The sequence below is a fragment of the Paenibacillus sp. FSL P4-0176 genome (genome assembly GCF_037975265.1).
Classification (GTDB): Bacteria; Bacillota; Bacilli; order Paenibacillales; family Paenibacillaceae; genus Paenibacillus; species Paenibacillus amylolyticus.
The window spans coordinates 3,729,427-3,755,022 of sequence record NZ_CP150242.1 but is presented as its reverse complement, the minus strand read 5'-3'; the positions used below and the strand labels follow the sequence as shown (position 1 = coordinate 3,755,022).

Here is a 25,596-nt window from a genome sequence, read left to right as displayed (position 1 = left end):
TCGGTTCCTAACACTTTAAATTAACTTTTTCTCTATATCAAAAAGCTTAGAAATGCGGGGAAATAGACGAAAGGCATTGCCATAAGCGATCGCTTTCGCGTTTTCTTCGCTGATCTGCTGTGCTTCATGGAATACCGACTCCCGTTGTATCCGAAGGACGCTGTCCGCTGGCCAAGGTATGTCCGCTCCGAACAGAATCCGATCAGGCGCAATCAACTTTTGGATCGTGCCGAGGTTCAACGTGGAATCATAATAAAGGTGGTCCAGTTTGGCTATTTCAGCTTGAAATTGTTCCGGTGTTGTTTCAACCTGAATCGAATCTTGTCCGATAGCGGCAAGCGCAATTCTCCATTTGATATACGGAACCATGCCCCCTGTATGGGGAAGAATGAACGTAATGGATGGATATTGGTCGAAAATGCGATGAACAGCCATCGTAGTGACAGCCCGCGTTGTATCGAAGGTGCCCTCAAGCAATGCAGGACTAAGTCCAGCGATTTTTTGTGGTATAAGGATGGGATGTAGAAACACAACAGCACTGCGTCGATCCAATTCGGTTAACAATTCGGTGTAATCCGGATGGCTTAAATATTTACCCTGATAACTTGTCAGCATTGCAACACCATCCATCCCAAGAACATCAAGTGCATACAAGGTTTCTTCCATGGCTGCTGCGGGATCGGGGAGTGGAAGCGTTGCAAATGCACCATACCGCTCAGGATGAAGTTGAGCATACGATGCGAGCTCTTCATTCATTTTACGTGCCAATGCGTTGGCAGAAGATTGGTCGATGAACGTCAGGTCTGACGGGGCTGAAAGGAATGAAAACGAGATGTCACATACATCCATTTTTTGCATCCCGATCTCGGGCGTCCACTTCGGCATAAAACTTGGAATCTCCATTCCCAGCTCCCGCTGCTTTCGTTGCATTTCTTTAGAGATGATATGGTGGTGAACATCAATGACAGGATTAAACATGCGTGATCAGCTCCTTCTATTTATTTTCAAGCCACTGGTTTAACTGGTTTTGCTTTTCCGTCAATATTTTCTCTACGCCTGCATTCTTTAGTTTGTCGAGATAAGCACCCAGTTCTGACGGGTCAAAAGTTCCTGTCTGAAAGCCTGCATCATACTGGTTTTGGACGTTGGCCACCGAGGTAATTTGTGTTTTGACCGGATTGATGTCGAAGCTGAAACCCATCGCCCTTGATTTTACGGCACTCTCATTTTCGCCCCTCAAGTGCTCCCACATGTCAGGATCGTTCCCTTCCCATATATAGGACAGGAAATTGTTCCCCACGGCATATTGGTTTGAATCGTATCCTGTTGCAGTAACGCCATCCGGCTTGCCGATTAGGTCATTATCCCGTTTAACATAATGCTTGCCTTCGATCCCATTCGTAAACAGATTAATGACTGCTTCGTCCGAGTAAAACAGTTCCAATACTTGAATCGCCTTATCCGGCTGCTCACTGTTCCTTGCCAAAGACATCATGTTGGAAGCTACGCTATTTCGTGTCATATACGAATCCTCAAGGGGGACGCATACAAGTTCAGTCCCAGCCGCAAGTGATTCCGAGTAACATTCATTGATATTCCGGATATACGAGAAGGCTTTGCCTGCCTTGATCAGATTGGCCCCCGTTTCCTGTGACGTTGCGACGTCTTTGCTGAAATAACCTTTTTGATACCAATCACGCATCAGGTCAGCCATTGTGGAGAACCGCGAAGTCGCAAAAAGGTTCTGCACGGTGAAGTCCTCCCCGCCAAAATCCAGTACGCCAGGTGCTGTTCCCAATGGATCAAAATTCAGCATGGCTTGTCCGGGTGTTTCCTGTGAGTTATAGCTGACAATCGGCGTGACACCCGGCTCCTTGTCCTTGATAAGCTGCAATACAGCAGAGATATCATTCCAGGTTTTTATGGCGCTAAGGTCAATAGCATGTTTATCGGCAAGCTCTTTGTCCATCACAAAACTGGGGGAAAGTGCCCAAGCTTTAATACTGGGAACGCCATATGTTTCGCCATTCATCTTCCCGGCTTCTGCGGCTTCCTCCGGAACAGCCTCCAGTATCTTTTTACCAAATTCATTCAACGATTCGTCCATGGGCAGTAACTGCCCCCTGCCGATTTGGGATTCAAGGCCGAACCATACGCTGGTATACACCAGATCCAGTTTCTCGCTGCCCGCCAGCATCAAGTTCATTTGATTGGCATAGTTCGATCCATTAACAGGCAAGAGCTTCACGGTGGCGCCTACCTTTTCCGCTGTAATATCACTGATGGCTTCCTGAATTTCCTTAACATCTGTTACATCCCCAAAAGCTGGATACGTCATGACCACTTCATACATGTCTGTTGCTGAAGCTTTTCCAAGTTCTGCCCCCTCCTTACTGTCTGGGTTTCCGCATGCCGTCAACAATAGAGGGGCCGCACAAATTAAGGACATTACCTTTATGAAACCCACAGGCAATCTTTTTCTGAACATCTTCATTCACTCCCCATGTTTGCTTTTGGATAAGACATCTTGGATACGAAGCATAACTAACCTTTTACGGCACCAATAGTCAATCCCTTGACGAAGAACTTCTGGAAAAACGGATACGCTGCGATCAGCGGCAACACGCCGATTACGGCAATAGCCATTCTCACACTGCCGAGAGGTACGGATGAGACAACTGCTGTCTGACCAGACAAACTGCTTTGCTGCAAGTACTGGACATCAGACAACATTCGATTAAGCAGGTTTTGAATGCTGTAGAGGCTTCCGTCATTGATGAAGATCAGACCGTTAAACCAATCGTTCCAATACGAGATCATGAGCATCAGACCAATGGTTGCCAGGCTTGGGAGAGCAAGCGGGAGAACGATTTTGCAATAAATAACCCATTCGTTGGCTCCATCCACATAGGCTGACTCCACGACTTCGCCGGGAATTGATGTGGAAAAGAAACTGCGCATCAACAAAATGTAGAACCCGTTGGTCAGTAAATTCGGGATGATTAGCGACCAGATGGTATCTTTCAAATGGAAGAGATCCGTATAAACCAGGTACATCGGCACCAGCCCCCCATTGAAAAGCAGGGTGAAAAATACGAAGAATGACAGGAACGAACGAAATGGAAGCACATTTCTGGATAGCGGATAAGCGACCAGGGTTGTGATCAACAATCCAACGATCGTGCCCACGACCGTGATGAACGTCGTAATTCCATACGACCGCAGAATCAACGAATACTGATTAAACAGATACACATAAGCATCGAAGCTGAATTGAGCCGGGAACAAACGATAACCATCCCTGATAATGGCTTGTTCCTCGGTTAGGGAAGCGGATATCAGAAGTATAAACGGAAACACTGCAGCGATTCCCATCATGATGAGCACGAGGTGAACAGCCATTTGATATATCCTATTTGAATACATGTTGTTCTCCCCCTTAGCTAAAACAGCGCCAAATCCCGGTTTTTGCGACGAACGATCGCATTGGTCGTTAATACTAACAGAAAACCGACAATGGACTGGTACAGTCCGGCAGCGGATGACATTCCGAAATCCCCAAAAGTCATCAATCCACGATAAACGTATGTGTCAATGACATCGGTAGTCGTTTGCAGTGCACCCGAATTCAGCGGAACCTGATAGAACAATCCGAAATCGGAATTGAAGATGCGTCCCACTGCAAGAAGCACCATAATGACCATCGTGGGTTTAAGCAGAGGAAGGGTAATGCTCCAGACTTGCCTCCACTTGGATGCTCCGTCCAGCGTAGCGGATTCATAATATTCTTGGCTGATGCCTACGATTGAGGCCAGATAAACAATGCATGTATAACCAACGTTTTTCCATAGATATACGACACTTAATATAAAGGGCCACTTACCGGAATCCGCATACCACGACACGGGGTCTATCCCCAGTAAAGGAAGCACGTAATCGTTGACGAATCCGTTTTCCTCGTTGAGCAATGCCAGAACCAAGTAAGCGACAATGACCATCGAGATCAGATAGGGCAGCAAAATGATGCTTTGATACAGTCGGGAGGCAAATCGCTTTTTTACCTCGTTCAACAATACGGCCACAGCTATAGAGAGCACTGTTCCAAGCACGATAAATGCGCCGTTGTAAAGTAACGTGTTTCGGGTAATCACCCAAGCATCCTGCGTTTGGAACAGATAGGCGAAATTATCGAAGCCTACCCAGTCACTTCCCCAGATTCCTTTTGCAAAATTGATATCTTTGAACGCAATCACAATGCCGAACATGGGCAAGTAATTGTTGATGAACAGATAGACGATGCCTGGCAAAATCATGACCAATAACAGCCCATGCTTTCTGATGTTTTGGATGCGGTTTGCATGGAAACCTCGACGCATGTCTCTCTCCCCCTGTTCGTAACAATGATGTTTGGTTTGTGTAACTCCTCCAACATCCCTCCTATTCTATGAATGTCAGTTTATGTGACTCAAAATTGTTCTTATATGAATAATACGATGTAAGTAAGCCTCAGTCATTGGTGTGATTCACTAAAAAAAATGATTTAATTTGGATTATTACACCAAAAGAAAAGCCTGTCTAAATTTTAATGTTATGTATTATCACATTCACTGCATTAAGCAACGTATTATAAGCCCTGTGATCAGCCTTTTCATGTCAAAAAGCAACGCACCTGAAAAAGGATGCGCTGCTTCATGTATAATTAAAGATTGTTACGAATGGATGGCTGCCATCTGTCTGCTGTTGGGAAACATTCGACCACCAACAAGCACACCACCCGAAAATACAGCTTCGCGTGGAGGTGCTGCAGCCAACGCATGCATCGCATTTATGGCATTTACCAACGAGAAAGTGCCTTGTTCACCCACTTTTGGAGTTAATGGCGCATTGGAAATAAGCTTGTACGTTTCTAGCAACCAGAAGTCCTCCACCCAACCGGATGCTTCAGCGAGACGTGACCCACGGGAGAGCATATCGCCATTTCCGAATGGACTCCACGAATCCAAAATGTTATCGGAACCGATATGAACGGACACTCCCGTTTCCATCAACAGTTTGATGGGGGGCATAGGCCTGTCAATGGGCACACTCGTCATGATGGCTACGCCGGTCGCACACAACCTTTCCGCGAGTGAGCGCACCTCTGTTTCCCCAACCTGGCCCAAACAATAGGCATGGCTTACCGCGGTACGGCCGGGTATACCGGCTTGTTCTGTCAGTTCGGCGAAGCTCCTGATCGTGTATATTCCGAGATGACTCGGGTCATGCAGATGCAAGTCGATGCCAGCAGAGAATTCTGTCGCAAGTTCAAACATGGCTTCCAGACTGGCATCCACTCGGCGGTCCAATCCGGCCGGATCCACACCACCAACATAGTTGGCTCCAGCACGAAGCGCTTGCCGCATGACGGAAACGGAGTCGGATCGAAGCAGGCCTTGCTGGGGAAATGCCACAATTTCCATATCGATGCGTCCTTGGTACATCTCGCGCACTTCCAAGACCTCCTCAAGATGAGAGAGACCAATTTGCGGATCCACGTCAACGTGTGTGCGGATTGCCGTTGTACCTTGGGCTAACATTAAATCCAACATTCGTTTCGCACGTTCTCCCGCTCCGGTCGGTAGTTCTCCCAACATACTTTTCTCAAATTCCAACTGGCCGGGCAGCGTGACAAACGGCTGCAAAGACTTCCACGGCTCCCCAATAAAATGCTTGTCCAGATGGGTATGCATATCTGTCATTGGCGGTACATAGTGCAGCCCATCCGCGTCAATGACGGTTGTCGCCCTACCGGCAATATTTACAGATGTGAGATCCGCATCCGTTCCGGCAGTCTCAATGCTGACAATAAGTCCAGTTGCTTGATCAATCGTTAGATCAAACAGGTTTTCCGACCATTTGACATTTTTCACGAGTGTTAAGCCTTTCTCCATAACTCCATCCCCTTACTTCATAATTAGATTGTTTCCATCCCATCCGACAACCACGGTAATTCCAAAAGTTTTGAGTCAGTACAAGCTACCTGTAATCCCGATTTCCAAACCGTGCGGGCCTCCGGTTTATTAAGCAGCACTTCCCTCTCCGACCGCTCTCGGAACAATACCATATCAGCCGGAGCGCCAACCTTAACGCCATAATTATCAATGCCTAACGCCTGTGCTGCGTTATGAGTCAGCATGTTGGTCAAGATGAGCGCATCCCGTTTGCCGCCCATGTAAGAAGTAATCGCCAATAGCCAGGCAACCTCAATCGGGTCTGTTTTGCCAAACGGCGTGAATGGGTTGCGCACATTATTGACGCCAATTGCCACATTCACTCCACAATCCTGGAGCAGTTTCACAGGAGTCAGACCTCTATGATAACCTTCTGGACCTTCTCTTCCATTCAAAAAGAGGTCCGTCATCGGCAGCGTAATGACGCTGATTCCGGCAAGACACAGAAGCTCCCCGATAGCCGAAGCTTCGTGTTCAGGGAGGGAACCGAGCGAGGTTACATGTCCGGCGGCTACATGCCCCTGCATGCCTGCAGCAATGGTCCTTTTTGCAATTTCCACAACGGCACGGTCGTTGAAATCGACCGAGAAATCCGCGTGAAAATCCAACGGTTTTCCGTACTTCCCTGCCAGACCAAATGCAAAATCCAAGTGCTCCCCCAGGTCTGCATCCTGATAAGTGATTCCTCCAATCACATCGGCTCCCATACGAACGGCCTCTTCCATCAGCTCAACAGTCCCCGGACTCTTGAACACCCCTTCTTGCGGAAAGGCAACTACCTGTAAATCCAGTTGATGTTTTAAGGATTGTTTGAGACGAAGAGCAGATTCGACAGCTCTGAGTCCAAGAACCGGATCGACCTCTGCTTGGCAACGCATATGGGTTACACCATTCCTGACGGATTCCCGAATGACAACCAGCGAGCGACGATACATGTCCTCCCTTGTGAACGAACTTTTCAGTTTGGATGTTATCTGAATCGCGTCCTGGAGAGACTCCGCCTCCCGATCCATGGAATCCAGCAAATATGCTTTTTCCAAATGAATATGCGGCTCGACGAATCCGGGTAGCAATAAGCCCCCTTTGCCTTGCACTACACGAGAAGCTTCGGTTTTCCTTTCCCCGCATGGCGTGACAAATGCAATCTTGCCTGAGGATATCCCGACATCCATTCGCCTTTCATCCCCGGAAATCACCGTATCTGTGATAAGTAGATCAATCATTACATCCTCCGTTCATGTACGCTTTTATTACACGCAAGAAACACTTTAAGCATAATTCACTCCTTCTGAGAAATCATTGGATGAAAAGGATAAAAATAATTAGCAATATTGGATGATCAAACCAAAGATATTTACTCCACATGATCCTAGTGTTATATTACTTAACAATAAAATAACTTGTTCCAGAAAGGGATGGGTCGATGTGCTGCTGACAGATTTGCTGAAAAACGGCATTTACGATGATGCTAGAGTGATTACGGGGCATAAGGGGCTAGTACGTGAGGTTCAAACGGTCAACATTATGGACTGTCCGGATATCATTCGCTTTCTAAGGCCGAACGAGCTCTTGCTGACCAACGGCTTTTTCATGAAGCAGCAACCAGAGATGTTTATTCAACTAATCAGGGACATGCAGCGTCTTCAGTGCTCGGGGTTGGCCATCAAAACCAAGCGCTTTGAACTACCAATCCCTGATGAAATACTTTGGGAAGCGGATCAGAACGAATTTCCCATCATCGAAATTTCCGATGTCCGTCTATCCCTTGGCGAAATTTTGCAGCGATCGACCAGTGTGATTCTGAATAACAAGAGTGACGAACTGCAATATGCACTCAGCATCCACAAAAAATTCTCCGAGATGATCATGCGCGGCAAAGGAATTTCCAGCATTATCGATTCTCTGTCCAAACTGTTCTCATCCCCAGTCGTTCTATTAAACTACAAATGGCAAACTATCTCTGCTTCCAGCCAGAATACAAGTGTTGCTGAACTCACTGCAGCCGCTGTAAATACACTTCAAGACTTGTCCGATATTTCTAGTCCCACTTCGTTGTGCTTCATCAACCCATCAGTCCGAGAGCGTTGCTGCATGCTGGTATATCCAGTAAAAACTTACCGCCACGAAGGCTATTTGTTATCATTTCATTCACCGGATCAATGGACTGGGCTTTTCGGTCTGACGCTTGAGCAGGCCTCCAACGTCATTGGAATGGAGTTGACTAAATCACAGGCTGTCAAAGAGCGCTCCCGCAGGCACAAAAACGAATTCTTCTCCGATCTGATTGAGGGATATATCACGTCTGAGCAGGAGGCGCTGAACCGCGGCAAGAGATGTGGGCTTATCAAGGAGCGTGCAAGCGTCTTGCTGACCATGCGTAATGACGAGGTGCATCACATGCATCAAAGATTTCCTAATTACGAAGGTTCGGCGCCTCCGAAAGGAGATAATATCACGGAGCAAGAGGAGCAGTACGAGCACATCAAACGTGTTTTTGGTGGGTTAGATCATTCCTTCGTCATGTTTACCAAACATGATACCTACTGTCTTCTTCTATCTATCCCTGAGTCGGGGTGGGATGAGGCAAAAATCACCGAGCAGTTGTCAGGAATGCTTAAAGAGCTGCATGTTGAGACAGGACTGAGTCTGTCTATCGGCATTGGCAAACCTGCAACAAATGTACTCGGCGTTCGTCATTCTTATACAGAAGCGATTAATGCATTGCAATTCGGCTACTGGCTAAAACGAAAGCAATTCGTCCAATCTTACCAAGCCAAGGACATCGGATATTTATTCCACATGCTTCCCCACAACGAACTGAAACAATTTTACGACGCGACCTTAAACGGACTGCTGCAGATTGCAGACGAACATGAAAAAAAAGAGTTGCTGCGCACCTTAAACGCTTTTTACGATACACAATGCCAGCTTGTCGAAACATCCAAGCAACTTTTCGTTCATCGAAATACGGTGGTGTATCGACTGGAAAAGTGTGAAAAAATCCTGGGTGTGAAACTCAAAGATCCAACTGAAAGCTTACGAATCCGCATAGCGCTAGCCATCGAACCTCTGCTAGGACAAGATTAAAAGAAAAAAGCCGCTATAATAGCGACTTGAATTGAACATGTTCCTGTCCCACGACACTTCTTTATTGGAATATCTATTAGTTACGCCATTATGGAATAAACTTTGATTATTTTGCTAATATCCACTTTTGTCGATCAAGTGATGGATTCAGTTCACTTAAGAAGAGTTCGGTCCCATCTTCCGATACCTCTAATGCTTTTTGATGATGAGCTGAAGTAATATGAACTGATCCGTCTTTGTTCTCGTGAAGGACCCAACGCTGGTTGTTGTACCCTAAGTAATGATACAGCTGAAGTTTGTTTTGCCCTATATCCAGATCAAGCGTCTGACCGGCCGTAGTACGAATCGAATACGAACCTTCTTCGTCACCTGTCGGAACAAATACCCACTTCTGGACGGAAGCTGCACTTGTATCTTGCAAGGTAACCGGCTCCCCGTTGACAAGGTTCACGGTATAAATGGATTTTTGTGTTGCGGCATTTATAAGACTGGACTTGGTGATGTTTGCAGGTTCACCGTTGCTCACATTGACGTTCTGATAAGATGCGGAGCCGCCAAAAACATGGAGTCCAAAGTGGCCTTCTGCAAAAGTACCATCCATGATATCTATCACTTTTTGACTGTCCACGTGAACGACAATATGCGGACCATGCGCTTCTATTTTCACCTTATACGTATGACCTGGCTGAATGAACGTTGGTACTTTTGCAAGAACCTGACGTTCTTCAAATCCTCCATTGATTTTATAGAAAAGACGAATGGCCTTCATGTTAGGGTCTAGATTCAGATAATAACCACTGCGACCATCTTCGCTAGCCCTGAACAAAATAGAACCTGCCCCTCCTGTTTCACCGAGCATCATGTCTGCTTCATACGTAAAGTTCCCAGCCTTCTCTTTGGCAATATAATTCGCATCGCTAAAATACTTACCACGAATCCCATGTTCACTAACTAACCATGAAGCAGCAGACAGATCTTTAGTCCATCCACTCAGGTTTGTCCGGAACTCGCCACCTGAGACTTTAATGAGCACACTACTGGAAGCTTTACCATTCGGAGTAGATACAGTGACTGTGGACTCCCCTTCTTTTTTTGCCTTAATAACTGCATGTGAATTGTCTACCAAGTCTATGGCTATTACGTCGTTATTACTGGAACTCCACTTCAGCGGTTGAACGCCTAGACCTGGGCCATACTCGACCATCGCCTGCAGTGTATCCGACTCGCCTACCCCCAGTTCCCGAACCCTCGTATCCATCTTTATTTGAGCTTTTGAAGGAATGTCCTCATTCCAGACAGATTGAAGTTGATGCACTTTCAAGGAAACAACGTTCACATTCCCACCTTTCACGTAAAAACTCATCGCTCTACTAGCAGGATCCGGAAATATTACATCTGAAAAGACGACTTTGCCGTTGTTACCAAAGGCTTCAACAGAAGATTCATCCACAAGAATACGCATCTTGATCCGATTATTCTCCATTTGCGTAGGCGCTTCATGTTTCTTACTAAATAGGTTAGAAAAATCCGTTTCACCGGATGCAGTTCGGTCCACAAACATATTACTATCGCTTGCCTTATAACCCACGACCGTCTTCTGATTTGCACCCTCACGAATGTTAAAGCCAAACTCGGTCGCTGTGCTGGTTTCAGGGATTTCAATTTCAGCTTCAATTTCGTAAGCACCTGAAATAATACCTTTTAGCAGATTCCCGGAAGAAGGACTCACCGACTTGTTAGAAGCAGAGTACAAAGGTTTACGCAGTGATTCCAATTCTTTGATTGGACTTTGCGTCATCCGAATTCCATCTTTGGTTGTTACCAATGATACTTCTCTCGGAATGGTTAGTTCACCTTTCCAATTGGACGTTGGGAAAGCGAACGGATAGTCCCAATTCGTCATCCACGCCATCATCACTGTGCGATGATCAGGCATGTTAGCGAAAGACATCGAAGCGTAAAACTCTTTACCAAAATCTGTTCTTAGTACCTTACCCGCCGGATTATCGTTCACGAATTTACCATCAGCTGTTAAATGACCGATAAAATACTCGGCATCTGATCCGCCTGTTTTGGGATTCGCTCCTGTACTGATCATCATAACCCACTTCTTCTGTGACGTTCCGTCTACCGGAAGCTGGAACAAATCAGGGCATTCCCATACGCCTCCGCGGACGTAATCCCCATATCCCCAATTATCTGTCAATGTCCAGTCAAGTAAGTTCGTTGACGTGTAGAAACGAATATGATCTCCTCCGGACACAACCATAACCCAGCGGTTATTCTCATCATCACGGATCACTTTCGGATCGCGGAAATCCCAATTCCCAGCTTCATTTCCGCTCTTACCCGGGTTCTCGATCACAATCGGGCGTTCCTTCGAATACTCCCAAGTACGACCTTGGTCTTTACTGTATGCCAGACCTATACGCTGGTTCCCATTCGGGCTATCTGGGTTAAAGGAAGTATAATATGCAATAAGGCCCTTGCCTCCTGAATCTCCGAATAAACCAGATGCATTTGTCATATCCGCAATAGCCGACCCAGACCAGACATGTCCGTGATCATTCCAGGGAAGTGCAATCGGAAGCCGTTTCCAGTTCAGCATATCTTTACTTACCGCATGCGCCCATGTTCCTCCATCCTGATGGAAGAGATGATATTCTCCTTCGAAGTAGACAAGTCCATTCGGATCACTCGCTGAACCACGTATTGGCGTGTAATGATATTGTGGACGATATATCTCATTGTAATATTGGCTCAGTTCCGTTACATAAGTATCCTGAAAGTAAGCCGTCCCCTTTTTTACGACGATTCCGGTACTTCCACTCCTGTAGGTTGAATCTTTCACGTCAATCGCGGCCGTAGTGTATCCGTCCAGGAAGACCTGAATTCGATCTCCCTTTGCCTTGATTTCCACATGATGTTTGGCTCCCATCTGACTCGGATAAGTACGTTGCGAACTTGCAATTACTGTTCCTTTTGTATTCGTCAAACTTACACGGACCTGATCTCCTTCCTTCGTAAGAGTAGCTTCATATCCTTCAGCTCCATCGGTTGAAGATCGAAATGCGAGAGCTGCAATAGAATCAGGACGAAGGGTAATATTCCCTTCATAGACCATATCAGTCGCCTCTTTGTTATAGATTTGCTGTGCTATGCTCCCCTGTTCTACCGTCCCTCTTTTGCCGTTGATATCAGGTTGCCATTTTCCCTTGCTAGAAATCACCGGCCCCAAATTACCTTTCAGATCACTCACCACGATGTTCGAAAACAAGGCGGATCCATCCCATACATGGAGTCCAAGCTTTCCGCTTTGATACGAAATGTCCTGAACATCAATTAATGGTTTATATTGATTGCCCCAATATACTTTTAGCGAGGAACCCACTGCCTTCACTTTGAGATGATAGATTTGCCCCATTTCAACAGAAACTTTACGCTCCTCCTTTAATTTCCCATCTCCATTTCTTGCATCTCTTAACCGAATCAGGCCTGCGTCCGGAACGATTTGCAGCATGTACGAGCTAAAGCCATCCTCATTAGATCGAAACAACAATGTTGCATCCGCCTTCGTATCCCTGATCATGACATCAGCTTCATAGATAAAATCATCGGACACTGTCTCTGAGATGGCCATTACATTTTCTTTAGGCTGTGAAGTTAGCAAGATTCCTTCTGAAGTATCCTCTAATCCTCCTTTTCCTTTCACTTGCCAGCCTATCAGATTGGTATTTGATTTGGATGCGCTTTCAAAAATATCAAGCTCCTCCTTTGCCTGTTTATTTGTTTCCTGATCAGCAAGTACAGCACTAGCCGCAATTGATTTAGATGTAAAAATCCCGTTTGAAGTCAGAGCTAATCCCGTTGCCATCAGAAGACATATTGCGAATTTAGATTTATCTTTCATTCCATACCCTCTTTTCTAATAATATTGTGAAGTTGGTTCAAATTTAATTGGTTTTGGACAACCAGTTCAGTTCGGTTGATTTTCCCAAATGCTTACGAGATCATTGATTTGAAGCGACACGACCTTTAGTTCTCCGCCAATGGCATAGAGTTCCAGCCCTCTACTTCCCAAGTCGGGGAAAATCGTGTCTGAAATGATAGTTGTCCCATTGTTGCCAAAGATCTCTACACTTGACCAATCAACATAGATGCTCAACTGTATCCGTCTATGCTCTGGCTTCATAGGGGCCTTGTGTTTTGTAGCAAAATCGGGATGGAAATCAACAGCGTTTGACTTCGTTCGATCGACAAACAACTCCTCATTCAAGACATTATATCCGATGACTGTCTCCTGGTTGGAAGAGGAAGACTTTCGCACCTTGAACCCAAATTCTATTGCATTACCGATTTCGAATTCCGCAATAATTTCCATCTTTGTAGCAGAAACATCAGACAAAACGTTCATATCTGGTTTAATCGTAATGTCTTGTAGAGACAGAATTGATCTTCTAAGTTGATTTAACTCACTTATGGGTGCTTGAATTAAGCGAAGTCCTTCCGAATACGTCCTGAGCTGAATCTCTCGTGGGATGGACATATGGCCACGCCATTCTTTAGAAGGAAGAGTGGAAGCATAACGCCAATTATTCATCCAGCCGACCCAAATCTTTCGCCCATCCTCATTCGGTATACCATCCCAGGTCACGGCCGCGTAAAAGTCAGATCCGTAATCTATCCATTGGATTGTATCGAATGATTCCAATGTTTCATCTAGTGTAAAAACCTTACCATCAAAGTGACCTATAAAATACATCATGCCAGAACCGCCTGCGGGTGGTTCTGAATCGTTTGGATTTACGCCATTTCTATCTCCGATACTTAGTGTCAGAATCCATTTAGTGGTATTAGGGTCCTCATCCACTTGGAGTTTAAAAACATCAGGACATTCAAAAATCCCACGATGTATGCCTGGAATATCAGAACCGAAACCGCTTGCAAAAAACCAATCCTTAAGATTCGAAGATGTGTAAAATTCTACATGGTCACTTACAGCAAGAACCATTACCCAGTTTGAGGATTCTTCATGCCAGAATACCTTTGGGTCTCGAAAGTCTAGCGTCTCCGTGGGGAATAAAACAGGGTTACCTTCATACTTTGTCCAGGTTCGACCATTGTCCTTACTGTAAGCGATGCTTTGAACCTGCGGTTTACCGGGTTGAGCGTTGTTACCATTATTAGTATAAATTGCAACCAATCCTGATCCTGCTTCGTTGAAGAATCCGCTTGTATTGTTCTTATCGACTACCGCACTTCCCGAAAAGATCGCTCCATCTTCCCCAGGTGAGATGGCTGGTGGGAGTTCATCCCAATGTACTAAATCATTACTTACTGCATGTCCCCAATGCATTCTGTCGAAGTCAGGCTGCGTATCATGGGGAGTATATTGGTAGAAAAGGTGATACTCTCCTTCGTAATAAACCATTCCGTTAGGATCGTTAATCCAATTTCCCTTAGGGGAATAATGTATTTGCGGTCGGTATTCATTTTTATAAATAAAGTTTTCTGGATCTTTGCTGATATTATTTTCACCTGATAGATGTACTTTTTTAATTTTATTCACGCTCCCTTAAGGCTATTTAAGATCTAAAAAAAGTAATATGCATTCCTTATTAACAAAATAAGCCACCTGTTTTCATTTGTCAAAGTATTTTTGTATAAATGAACACTATTTTTTATGTATAAATCTGTTTTAGTTTACATTTGCACAATTTATGACTGATTATAGAAAATAACAATTTTTAATTTAAGTTGACTTATTCATTTTTTTTATTGCTTTAAACCCATTGGTTTACAAATGTAAAAAAGGTTGTATCTAAACTTCTCTTTACTTGTTCAGCAAAATATCGTTAGTATTAAACCTAATTTTACCGATAAAACAAAAAAAGCCGCTAAAATAGCGACTTCAATAGGATTATGCTCTTGTCTCTTAACATGTTCTAAATAAATTAACGGCTGGCTTATGCTTTAACAACTTCAACCTTTTTATCCCCTGCTGACTTCGCTACCTCTAACGTTGTGTTACCTTGGATAGTGACTATTAGGCCAGTAGCCAGCATAGAAACAATTAAAGCTGCGCTGAGGGCTGTGGAAATTTTCTTCTTGACCATAACCATTCCTCCGATATCTATTATGTTGTGTTATGCGGCTCAAAGAACTATGATGAGCCGGGTGTGACTAGATATTACAATATTTCACTTTTTTGTTGGGTAATCTACCTGGTGATTGTATTATAACGTACTGCCAATGATTGTAAAAGGATTTTTACCTTGTCTTCAAATACAATAAAGTATGATTGTTTTCTCAGAATTTCTTTTCAAAACTAAAAAATTTGGCGGTCATTCTCCTTGATGTAAAGTATCCACATATTCAATAAACCTTTTCGCTGCTGGGGAAATATTATGATCATCTCTCCACTTTAATCCTATTTCCCAGTACCATCCTTCATCAATGATAGGGATCCAGACCAATTCATCTAACATCAACCCCAGCGTCTTAGGCAGTACTGATACACCTAGACCCGACTTTATAAAACCGGCTACAGTGATCAGGTCCTCCGCTTCATAAGCCGAAGCAAGAAAAAATCCGGTATGTCGGAACCGGGATATGATCGTTGCTTTTAATCCACAGTTGTTTTTCAATCCAATAAAAGGCTCGCCAGACAGCTCTGTCAAACTAAGAGCGCTACAATCTGCATAACGATGTTGGGAGGGAACAACAATGTATAAAGGAACATTTTTAATCGTCTTCCAGTGATGATTATTCAAACTAGATTCCCTCGATGTAATCATAATATCCGAGAATCCTTGCTCCAGATGTTCATCAATATCTCCTAAGTTCCCTTGTGTCAATTCGAACCGAACTTTGGGATACTTCAATTGATAACTCCGAATTAGGCTAGGGATCAATTCAACACCGAGAATATTTAGATAAGACAACGTAATCACACCAGTATCCGGGTTGGACCACTCTTCGATTTCCTTTAGACCATTTTCAATATTATGTAGGGCCCTACCAATCCATTTAGAGAACATAGTACCGTTCCGGTTCAGCTTAATATTTCGTCCATTTCTCTCAAATAAAGGAGCTCCTATCTCGTTTTCAAGCTTGGCAATTGCATGACTTAACGCTGGCTGAGTAATACCGAGTTTTTTGGAGGCTAAGGTCATATGTTCAAGCTGTGCAACGGTCATAAAGTATTCCAATTGTGTAAGTTCCATTAAAACACCCCTCCATATATTAATAATATTCATCATTTCTATTATTATAATAAATTGGACGTTATGAAAGTAGCAAGTGTAGTATTAGTTCTAGCTCCTCTCGAACTACACATTAAGGTTTAGAGACAGAGCAATTTCAAATTAATCATTGAATACCATCACTAGGAGGAATAGTTATGCATAAAGAGTTTGAGTTCTCTGTATCAGAATTTAAAGGTAAAAGGGTGCTTGTAACCGGAGGAACAAAGGGAATGGGGCAAGCAGTTGTGAAAAGACTTGCAAACGGCGGAGCTACAGTTCTTACTACTGCCCGTTCCCTATCTGCTGACTTGCCAAATTCGGTCAAATTTGTTCAAGCAGATGTCGCCACAACTGAGGGTGTAGAGCAAATAATTTCAGCAGTAAAAGAACAACTTGGAGGTATCGATATTATTGTCCATTGCGTAGGTGGATCAACGACACCACCAGGAGGCGCACTTGTATTGAGTGATGAGGATTGGCTTCATACATTAAATTGGAATTTACTCGCAGCAGTTCGACTTGATCGTGGCTTAATTCCACTTATGTTAGAAAATAATTCAGGTGTTATTCTTCATTTCACTTCCATCCAGAGACGTTTGCCTTTATATGAAACTACACTGGCTTATGCATCTGCCAAAGCCGCGCTGACTAATTATAGCAAGGGATTATCGAATGAATTTTCCCCTCAAGGAATTCGCATCAATACATTGTCTCCCGGATTTATTCAGACAGAAGCATCTGACGCATTAATTGATCGGATCGCAACGCAAACCGGAAGTCGAGAAAGTGCGCTCGAACAACTTATGACTTCACTCGGAGGTATTCCAATTGGTCGGCCAGGATTTCCTGAAGAAGTCGCTGAGCTGGTCGCATTTCTGGTCTCAGACCGAGCAGCATCTATTACAGGTAGTGAATATGTCATAGATGGGGGAACTATCCCTACCGTCTAATAATTAATTAATAAAGGGAGAGAACAATATGGATCTCAATCATTTACCGTCTGTAATTGCCAAATACATTACTGCATCTAACAAGCCAGACCCAGTAGTATTTGTAGATTGTTTTTCAGAAAATGCCGTTGTGATGGATGAAGGAAAAAAGCGAAATGGCAAACAGGCGATTCGGAAATGGAGTGATCAAAACCATTTCGCGGCGAATGTAACGTTAGAGCCAACAAAAGCCAAAAAAATAGGTGATGAAATTGTGTTAACATGCAAGCTGGATGGTACCTACGATAAGACGGGTCTACCCGATCCGCTATTATTGGATTATCATTTTGTTATTGTTGACGATAAGATCATTAGACTTTCCATTTTCTAAAGATATCCAAATGGCTTGTCCGCCACGGGCTGCAGTAATAAGCTCTCTTTGTACATGATTTGAACAAAAAGATGCCCCCACAATGATGTATTTGATCATGTAGGGGGCATCTTTTAAATCACGACAGCCGTTCAACATTAATCAAAGGCTGTATTTTGATGTCGAAGTCAACATTAATTTTCATATTTTCCCAATATCTAAACCATTGCTCTTCCGTTATTGGTTTAGAAAAAGGCTTAAGTGAATGTGTTCCGACCTCTAAGGGATCCACTCTCAACCGTTGCATACTTTTTAATAATTCTGACGTTTGTTCCTCAAGGTATACCTCAATCTCATGAATTAAATGTTCCAATTGTTCCTCGCTTTGTATATTCTGTTCTCCCTGGTATTCCTCAATTCTTCCTTTCAATCCCACATGTAAAGACAAGGATGAATAGTCACTTGATAGTTTCATGCGAATATTGGATCGAACACGTCCCAAACTGATAGATAACTTTGGAATGGCCAAGACTTTTAAGAAATGATCGTTATCCAGAAGTTGAAAAATTTCATCACTTACGTCTTGAGTAACCATTACTTCTTTATCATTTTGGAAAAAGGCCGTTCCTACGTAATTGAAATTGTTTTTATCCGCATGAAAAACCGGCAGGATCGGATCCTTAAGAGGGGAATATAACATCTTCATGAATTGATGAATATTGACAATGCTCATTTCACCTTGGTTATGTTCCTCGTAATGCTTTAACATCCGATAAAGAAAATAATCTTGGTTTTCTTGCTTCGTCAATTGATTTTTTATGTATTCATCAAAATCGCCTCTGACAATCAATAAATAGACATGCATTGAAATATCGGGATCAACCAATATCGTATTGATCAGCTTTTCAATGCCTTCTTTTGTTGCCAGTTCCTCATTGATTAATAACATTCGCAGCTGCCCCTGCTTTAATTCCCGATAATAAATTAAATTAAACTCCTTGCCCCCCTGTTTTAACAGATCAACTTCCTTGGAGAGAAAGCGTTTTTTTTCTTTGATGAGTGGTGGCACTAAAGTGCTGATTTTAAACTTCCCCTCCGTCCCCTTGTCAACCGACCAGAAAACTACCGGAGCGATCTCTTCGATGATATTGTTCTCGGCATATGGAGAAGAGCAACCGGCCATCCACATAAGGCTTACAATCGCCAATAAACCATAATGCTTGTATGGTATCATGCCTACACACTCTCCTTTCGTTTAACCATAGTGAAAAGGATCGTAGGAACAAGTAAATAAATGAATGCACCAAGCCAGATTTGAATGTTCAGTAACATCTTTTGACCCGGAACCGTTTGCCATAACCATTGATCCATTATGATAATACTTATCAAAATGACAAACCAACTCGACAATAATCCGATCCGAGTAGTGCTTTTGTTCATTTTTTTCATAAAGACTCTTCCAGCTCCATATAAACACAACAAAAGAATTGAAATGTCAAATACATAATTAAACATATGGAAAGAGATAAGGATGTAATCGATTCGTTCTAAACCACTCATTTGAATGTAACTTCCCATATATACTACCGGAAAGTTGATCTTGCTTAAAAAGTTTGAACCGTAAAACAATACCGAAGCAATGAACAATAATGAATATTCCATAATCGTCAGCATGTTTCCAATGACAAGATATTTTGATATTTTTTTATTGGAGCTTAACCATGGAACCATAAAGGCCAAATATACTGGACCGGAAAATGCCGACCAAATAAACAACAAGCCCTGCCATGAATGTCCTGACCATTCGGTGGGGATTAGAGGATACAAATCGCGGTAATTTGCAATCGTTGGAAAGAAAAAGGGAATAAACATGATTAAGATCCACGCCCCGCAAAGAAAGGCGATAACGACAAAACGCAATGTTTTTTCCATGCCATGTGAAGCCACAAATAAACTGATCGAAAGAATAACTAGGATCAGCCACTTTTTATTCATTGATGGATATATAAAATTATGGAGCATTTCAACGTAACCCAGTGTGATGATTGAAATTTTTAACAGTATTATTACAAAACCAAGTATTGCGAAAACTTGAACCGCCCGTTTCCCAAAAAGCTGTACAAATCCTTGATAGCCTTTCGATGCATAACTGGAAGTAAACCATTTGGATAGCATCATCAAATTAAGTTGGGACAGTAGCCCCAAGGCGACAATTCCCCAAACCATATAGGAATGAACCAAATAAACCGGCATGATTAAAATAAAATAATGCATTTGCGTTCGATTAACTAATAAAAGGAAATGGATGCCGCCAAGGGTGGAAGTTTGATTGAATAGGGATAAAGTCTTCATTTCTTCATCTTCTCCTGTCGCCATTTCTGTAGTGGTTTTAGATTATGCGGACGCGTTTTCATCCAAATCAAAGGCCCGCGAATAAAGAGGTCAATCCAATCCTTCCCATAAAAAGGTGAAAGCGGCGCTAAATAAGGTTGACCTAATGACGTTAATGCATGGAGATGCGCAAGAATGCCGATTATCCCGACCACGATTCCTGGCAGCCCAAGAAACGATGCAAGGATAAGAAGAAGCAATTGCAACAGAACCATGGATTTTGTCATTTGATAATTGGGAACTAAAAAGAAAGCAATAGCGGATATACCCATCAAAACAATTAATACTTTACTTGCAAAGCCTGCCTCTACAGCCGCTTGTCCAATGACAATACCACCGATAACCCCTAGAGTTTGACTGGTTTTGGTCGGCATTCGCAAACTTGCTTCTTTGATGATTTCCAGCGTTACGATCATGAAAATTCCTTCCACAAACGGAGTAAAGGGCAGTTTGCTTCTCGATTCCAATAATACGAAGAGAATCGGCAGCGGAACCATTTGGTAATGAAATGTCGTTAACGCAACATAAAAAGGAATCATCGTCAAAGAAATAATAAAACTTCCATACCTCATTAAACGTAAAAAACTGGCTACCGGCCAACGAAGGAAGTAGTCTTCTGGCGATTGGAATAGATGGAATAATGTAATGGGACAAATTAAAGCAAACGGTGAATTGGAGACTAATAAAGTCAGCTTACCCTCACCTAAGGCGAAGGCGCAGGCATCCGGCCGATCCGTTTGTAGAAACTGGGGAAAGACCGTATGGTTATGATCTTCAATAAAAGCTGCAAGCTGTGCGGAGTCTAAAAACTGATCGAAATCCACACTTTCAATTTTCTCTCTTGCAAGGGAAACAAATTCCGGATTAATTATTCCGTCTATGTACATTAACACAACTTTTGTTTTACTCAGTGATCCTATAGTGAAGCTTTCCGTTTTTAATGTCGTTATAGGCAAACGTCTGCGCAACATTGTAATGTTATTATCGATTTGTTCGCTGAAGCTATCTTTCGCTCCATATATAACCGTTTCCGTTTGGGAAGGTTCAATTGCCCGGCCAAGAGGATTTTCCAACTGTATGCCTAGCCATTGATCGTTGACTGAATCGTATAGAAGAATATATCCTTGCATTATTTTTTGCCCAGCATCTTCGATCGATATAACTTCTGAAACATCAGAATTGATTATGCATGAAGGAAGCGAATTTCCGCCTGATTGATGAAGTGGCTGAATAATCGCCTCGTTTAAACGCTCTTGATCTATTAATGTTTTTATAAATAAAAGATGGACTGAAGCACTCGTACCTATTTTGTGCTCAATGATTTCGGCATCTTCCATATGGTTTAATATCTGTTTTAAATCATCAAGCCATGTAGACTTTTGATGATTTTTCATTTGAGGCTCGTGTTTTTCAACCATGGTCGTCTCCTTTATCAAAGTAATAAAATGGTGATAAGGTTAATATCTTGTCCTGTAATCGAAAAATCATACGACCGGCAATTTGTAGTTTAACAGCAATATCGGGAACAACATGCTACCAGATTAATCTTAATCGAATGAGTGTATTATGGTACCCTACCCTTTGTATCTGTCTCCGGCTTTCCTCTTGGGCGACAAAAAACAAAAAGACAGGCATCAACTGATACCTGTCCCTATCTTAAGTTCATTAGAATTACTATATTGCCCTTAGATAAAGGGCCTACGGTCCCGCAAAATGAACTGAATAATCTGCTATTAAAATCTGCTTTGAAAAGTGGGATGTATCAAAAGGTAGGAGCAGGTAATTCATCAATGTTCATGCGTAGTAGACTATAGGGTTTTTGTCGCAGGTCTTTTCCGTAATGAAATCTGGCCTGCCTATGTAATTGGTTCACAATTACATATAAGTATTGATCCGGACCAATAGAAAAAGTATCCGGCCATAAAATTCGGGGATCATGGGCGATGGTTTCCATGATTCCATTTGGCAATATCTTTCGAATACTATCGTTTTCGTAATCTCCAGCATAAACGTTTCCTTTAGCGTCTGTGATCATCCCATCAGATGCACCCTTCTCTCCCCAATACTGCACAAGATCACTTAACTTAAAATCCGGTATCGTTCTGTCTCTTAACGATTCTGTTGAGATAGAGAATAACTGGCGACTGGTTAATGGACAATAGAATAACATTTTTCCATCAGGGGAAATCGCTATACCATCAGAGGCCAATCGAAACGGAGATGTCGAACCATCCGCGTTTCGATTCATCAAAATTTTACCTTCCACTTTCGGCACAAAATACGGATCGGGTGAGGTCGAGCTTGCTCCATGCAACCGTCTATACGCATTTCCGTTTTCTAAATTTACGACGATAATAGCGCCTGGACCATTGGAAGAAGAATCCGTTATATATGCGTAACCTGCTTTTCCTACACGAAAGTCAAATCGGACATCATTTAGATACGTTGTCGGCAAGACTACATCATCTGCAAATGTATATACTTTTCTAATTGTATTTGTTTCTAAATCTACCGCGACTAATTTTGCCCCTCCTTTAATAGGCTCTGAAAAATTTGGTGCAGCCGTGTCCAGTACCCACAGGGTTCCCCTTCCATCTGCAACAACACTCTGGACACTAATGAAGGACATAACGATATTCAATGGGTTGATCAAATTCGTTTCTTCATTAGGATAAGGTTGCATCTGACCATCAACAATTTCCGCTACCGTAAATCTAACGTCATCTCCCCATTTTGGAAAGCAAATAAAGGTACGCCCGGTTTCGGATACACTAACGCCTGTAGGCATAGCCCCGTAAAAGGAATGAACGAGTTCTAACTTACCAAAATATTCTTCCATAGGTAACATAGGCTGTATGATGTCCTCCTCAACATAGTTGAATAGATATTACCTATAATTATGTTCAAGACTTTTTCTAATGCCTGGCCCTTAATCATTCTTTTTTAACCTCGATTTTGAAATTGTCCGATACATTTAAAAATACAAAAAAACTTCGGCGTAAGCCGAAGCATGTTGACGTTAACTATATGTGCTCTAGGAAAAATGCTTCTTCCGATCGTCAACGCAAAACTTTGCCAAGCTTATCAGTACCAAAACCGTTTTATTGTTGGTCCGGTAAACCTAATGCATTGGCTGAAGTTATCGCTTGATCTAAAAATTCCTCTGCTCGGGTCAATTGCTGCCTGGCAATCTCCAACGCTTGTGAATTTGTTGCCGCATTAGATTCACTTAACGAGCTTATTGCCTGATTTAAAGCCGTCTGCACCTTAGAAACCGCGTTAGATGCATGCTTCTCCAGCGTATTACTACCACTCGAGTTAAGTGCATCTTCTGCTGGTTTTCTTGCGTTTTCGGTTGCTAGATCAATTTTGTTTTTATTGGGCACCGTGACTCCTCCTTCCATGAGTAAGATCATTCATTTAAACAGAAATAAGTATGGGATTGAGATTTTGTTTATATCCCTGCGACTGTATGGGAATATTCGGATCTTACCTCTCCGGTGATCCATATTAGTATAAGATCCGATGCATTGGAAAATCTAATCTTGATGAAAAAGGAGGGGATCATTTCTGAATGGCTAATCCAACGCTAGCGCCGCACGAATCGATGGAACTGCATGAAGCGTTAAACTTCAAAACGCTCTGCATCGCTAAGTCGAAACTTATGCAAGGCCTGGTCTTTGACCAAGAGCTAAAAGCATTAATGCAGAAAGACGTAATTCAATCCATACAACAGATTGCTGAGCTGCAAGCAATCTACGCAAGAGCTCCTTTTCAAGCACCCGTTCCGAATAATCCGACACCTATAACACATTAAGGGGAACTCAGATGAATACCGATTATTTAGATCCGATTAATTCATTGAATATGCCGGAAATGGCAGATATGACTTTTGCCATGGACTTCCTTCTTCGTGCCAAGGAGGGTGTACGTAATTTGTCCATCGCCCTGACGGAAACGGCTTCACCGGATGTAAGAGCCCTGTTGCATACTCATCTGAAGCAGGGAATTTCAATGCACCAAGAAATTTCGGAGCTCATGATTCGCAAAAAATGGTTTCATCCTTATGAGCTGAACGAACAGTACCAACTCGATCAGCTTTCGGCGAAAAATACGGTGATGATCGGGCAGATGAATCTGTTCCCGGGTGATACGTCACGTAAAGGGATGTTTGATCGGACCCCAGATGAACATATTGGAGGACATAAAGCATGAAGGCGGTAACGTATCAAGGGGTTAAAAATGTCGTGGTCAAAGAGGTGCCGGATGCGAAGATTGTGAAACCGGACGATATGATCGTAAAGATCACCAGTACCGCGATTTGCGGTTCTGACCTTCATCTTATTCACGGGATGATCCCTAACCTTCAGGAAAACTATGTCATCGGACATGAGCCGATGGGGATCGTAGAAGAAGTGGGCCCTGGCGTGACCAAGGTAAAAAAAGGCGACCGCGTAATCATCCCGTTTAACATCGCATGCGGAGAATGCTTTTTTTGCAAAAATCAGCTGGAAAGCCAATGTGACAATTCCAACGAACACGGGGATATGGGCGCATATTTCGGCTACTCCGGAACGACCGGCGGATATCCCGGCGGGCAAGCGGAGTATTTACGGGTCCCATTTGCTAATTTTACCCACTTTAAGATCCCTGAAAACTGCGAACAACCGGACGAAAAGCTAAGCTTGATCGCCGATGCCATGACGACGGCATTCTGGAGCGTAGATAACGCCGGCGTTAAAAATGGAGATACGGTCATTGTGCTCGGCTGCGGCCCGGTCGGACTCCTAGCCCAGAAGTTCTGCTGGCTGAAAGGAGCTAAGCGGGTCATAGCCGTCGACTATGTCGATTACCGCTTAAAGCATGCGAAGCGAACAAACAATGTGGAAATAGTAAACTTCGAACAGGATAAGAATATTGGGAACACTCTCAAGGAAATGACCAAAGGCGGCGCCGATGTTGTCATTGATGCGGTAGGAATGGACGGCAAGATGAGCGATCTTGAATTTCTAGCCAGCGGTATGAAACTGCAAGGCGGCACCATGAGCGCATTTATCATTGCATCTCAGGCTGTTCGCAAAGGTGGCACCATTCAAGTCACTGGGGTATACGGCGGACGTTATAACGGATTCCCGCTCGGTGATATCATGCAGCGAAACGTGAATATCCGTTCCGGACAAGCTCCGGTCATTCACTACATGCCATACATGTACGAGTTGGTTACGTCTGGCAAAGTGGACCCTGGCGACATTGTTACGCACGTCATTCCGCTCAGCGAGGCCAAACGGGGCTATGAAGTGTTCGATACAAAAACGGACGATTGCATTAAAGTCATCTTAAAGCCTTAAATATGAATAGATACATGGGAGGACAATCTGAATGGATTCCACATACGCTTTGCATGAGATGCTCGAGGTACATGAAATAGCTGCGTTCAAGACGGTTTGTATGACTAAATCCAAGACCATGCAAGCTCTGGTAACCGACCCGGAGCTCAAGCAAATTTTGCAACAAGATGCGATCTTATCACAACAGCAGCTTCAGGAGCTCGGTGGAGTGCTGTCTAAAGCGACTGTATAGGA

The 25,596-nt window shown here is 43.3% G+C and carries 22 protein-coding genes; 7 read left to right on the top strand and 15 right to left on the bottom strand.

Annotation, left to right across the window (positions count from 1 at the left end):
• Window positions 1-15 precede the first annotated feature (15 nt).
• From MKY95_RS16880 to MKY95_RS16855, 6 genes are all read right to left on the bottom strand, one after another.
• A complete protein-coding gene (locus MKY95_RS16880) occupies window positions 16-978 on the bottom strand; it encodes an amidohydrolase family protein (protein WP_036615371.1) in 963 nt (320 codons plus the stop codon).
• A gap of 16 nt (window positions 979-994) precedes the next feature.
• A complete protein-coding gene (locus tag MKY95_RS16875; protein ID WP_339193472.1) occupies window positions 995-2,449 on the bottom strand; it encodes an ABC transporter substrate-binding protein in 1,455 nt (484 codons plus the stop codon).
• 95 nt (window positions 2,450-2,544) lie between these two features.
• A complete protein-coding gene (locus MKY95_RS16870; protein ID WP_339193470.1) occupies window positions 2,545-3,426 on the bottom strand; it encodes a carbohydrate ABC transporter permease in 882 nt (293 codons plus the stop codon).
• Window positions 3,427-3,443: 17 nt separating this feature from the next.
• A complete protein-coding gene (locus tag MKY95_RS16865; protein WP_339193469.1) occupies window positions 3,444-4,376 on the bottom strand; it encodes an ABC transporter permease subunit in 933 nt (310 codons plus the stop codon).
• 333 nt (window positions 4,377-4,709) lie between these two features.
• A complete protein-coding gene (locus MKY95_RS16860) occupies window positions 4,710-5,930 on the bottom strand; it encodes an amidohydrolase family protein (protein ID WP_036615378.1) in 1,221 nt (406 codons plus the stop codon).
• Between the two features lie 23 nt (window positions 5,931-5,953).
• Entirely contained in the window at window positions 5,954-7,213 is a 1,260-nt protein-coding gene (locus MKY95_RS16855) for an amidohydrolase family protein (protein WP_339193467.1), read from the bottom strand.
• Window positions 7,214-7,415: 202 nt separating this feature from the next.
• On the opposite strand from MKY95_RS16855, the gene MKY95_RS16850 reads away from it, so the two are divergent.
• Window positions 7,416-9,077, top strand: coding sequence for a PucR family transcriptional regulator ligand-binding domain-containing protein (locus MKY95_RS16850; RefSeq protein WP_339193465.1), 1,662 nt, complete (start codon window positions 7,416-7,418; stop codon window positions 9,075-9,077).
• A 106-nt stretch (window positions 9,078-9,183) separates the two neighbouring features.
• On the opposite strand, the gene MKY95_RS16845 is transcribed toward MKY95_RS16850, so the two are convergent.
• From MKY95_RS16845 to MKY95_RS16830, 4 genes are all read right to left on the bottom strand, one after another.
• Window positions 9,184-12,987: a GH32 C-terminal domain-containing protein gene (locus MKY95_RS16845; protein WP_051449768.1), complete on the bottom strand. Its 3,804-nt coding sequence runs from the start codon at window positions 12,985-12,987 to the stop codon at window positions 9,184-9,186.
• Window positions 12,988-13,053: 66 nt separating this feature from the next.
• Window positions 13,054-14,646 carry a glycoside hydrolase family 32 protein gene (locus MKY95_RS16840; protein WP_076317774.1) on the bottom strand — a complete coding sequence of 531 codons (1,593 nt, stop codon included), beginning with the start codon at window positions 14,644-14,646 and terminating at the stop codon, window positions 13,054-13,056.
• A gap of 397 nt (window positions 14,647-15,043) precedes the next feature.
• Window positions 15,044-15,193: a hypothetical protein gene (locus tag MKY95_RS16835; RefSeq protein ID WP_164783315.1), complete on the bottom strand. Its 150-nt coding sequence runs from the start codon at window positions 15,191-15,193 to the stop codon at window positions 15,044-15,046.
• A 228-nt stretch (window positions 15,194-15,421) separates the two neighbouring features.
• Window positions 15,422-16,303: a LysR family transcriptional regulator gene (locus tag MKY95_RS16830; protein WP_339193464.1), complete on the bottom strand. Its 882-nt coding sequence runs from the start codon at window positions 16,301-16,303 to the stop codon at window positions 15,422-15,424.
• A 176-nt stretch (window positions 16,304-16,479) separates the two neighbouring features.
• On the opposite strand from MKY95_RS16830, the gene MKY95_RS16825 reads away from it, so the two are divergent.
• Together MKY95_RS16825 and MKY95_RS16820 are read left to right on the top strand one after the other, a co-directional pair.
• Window positions 16,480-17,274: an SDR family oxidoreductase gene (locus MKY95_RS16825; protein WP_339193463.1), complete on the top strand. Its 795-nt coding sequence runs from the start codon at window positions 16,480-16,482 to the stop codon at window positions 17,272-17,274.
• Window positions 17,275-17,302: 28 nt separating this feature from the next.
• Window positions 17,303-17,644 (top strand): nuclear transport factor 2 family protein, encoded by a 342-nt coding sequence (locus tag MKY95_RS16820; protein WP_036615388.1) that lies wholly within the window; start codon window positions 17,303-17,305, stop codon window positions 17,642-17,644.
• 118 nt (window positions 17,645-17,762) lie between these two features.
• Here MKY95_RS16820 and MKY95_RS16815 read toward each other — a convergent pair whose 3' ends face one another.
• The 5 genes from MKY95_RS16815 to MKY95_RS16795 all read right to left on the bottom strand — a co-directional run bounded on the left by MKY95_RS16815 (window position 17,763) and on the right by MKY95_RS16795 (window position 23,400).
• On the bottom strand, window positions 17,763-18,857 hold the full coding sequence (locus tag MKY95_RS16815) for a Ger(x)C family spore germination C-terminal domain-containing protein (protein ID WP_339193460.1): 1,095 nt from the start codon (window positions 18,855-18,857) through the stop codon (window positions 17,763-17,765).
• A 2-nt stretch (window positions 18,858-18,859) separates the two neighbouring features.
• Window positions 18,860-19,999 (bottom strand): GerAB/ArcD/ProY family transporter, encoded by a 1,140-nt coding sequence (locus tag MKY95_RS16810; protein WP_255319871.1) that lies wholly within the window; start codon window positions 19,997-19,999, stop codon window positions 18,860-18,862.
• On the bottom strand, window positions 19,972-21,432 hold the full coding sequence (locus tag MKY95_RS16805; protein ID WP_036615397.1) for a spore germination protein: 1,461 nt from the start codon (window positions 21,430-21,432) through the stop codon (window positions 19,972-19,974). The genes MKY95_RS16810 and MKY95_RS16805 overlap by 28 nt, the downstream gene beginning before the upstream one ends.
• Window positions 21,433-21,776: 344 nt before the next feature.
• Window positions 21,777-22,862, bottom strand: coding sequence for an L-dopachrome tautomerase-related protein (locus MKY95_RS16800; RefSeq protein WP_174806471.1), 1,086 nt, complete (start codon window positions 22,860-22,862; stop codon window positions 21,777-21,779).
• 253 nt (window positions 22,863-23,115) lie between these two features.
• Complete coding sequence (locus tag MKY95_RS16795) at window positions 23,116-23,400, bottom strand: hypothetical protein (protein WP_339193459.1); 285 nt, start codon at window positions 23,398-23,400, stop codon at window positions 23,116-23,118.
• A gap of 188 nt (window positions 23,401-23,588) precedes the next feature.
• Here MKY95_RS16795 and MKY95_RS16790 point away from each other — a divergent pair, with 188 nt between their 5' ends.
• Genes MKY95_RS16790 through MKY95_RS16775 form a run of 4 tightly spaced genes read left to right on the top strand, consistent with a single transcriptional unit; the run spans window position 23,589 to window position 25,594 of the window.
• Entirely contained in the window at window positions 23,589-23,831 is a 243-nt protein-coding gene (locus tag MKY95_RS16790; protein ID WP_036615405.1) for a hypothetical protein, read from the top strand.
• An 11-nt stretch (window positions 23,832-23,842) separates the two neighbouring features.
• Window positions 23,843-24,229 carry a spore coat protein gene (locus MKY95_RS16785; protein ID WP_036615408.1) on the top strand — a complete coding sequence of 129 codons (387 nt, stop codon included), beginning with the start codon at window positions 23,843-23,845 and terminating at the stop codon, window positions 24,227-24,229.
• Entirely contained in the window at window positions 24,226-25,362 is a 1,137-nt protein-coding gene (locus tag MKY95_RS16780; RefSeq protein ID WP_036615410.1) for a zinc-dependent alcohol dehydrogenase, read from the top strand. The genes MKY95_RS16785 and MKY95_RS16780 overlap by 4 nt, the downstream gene beginning before the upstream one ends.
• A gap of 31 nt (window positions 25,363-25,393) precedes the next feature.
• On the top strand, window positions 25,394-25,594 hold the full coding sequence (locus MKY95_RS16775; RefSeq protein ID WP_076210515.1) for a hypothetical protein: 201 nt from the start codon (window positions 25,394-25,396) through the stop codon (window positions 25,592-25,594).
• The last annotated feature ends 2 nt before the right edge of the window (window positions 25,595-25,596 follow it).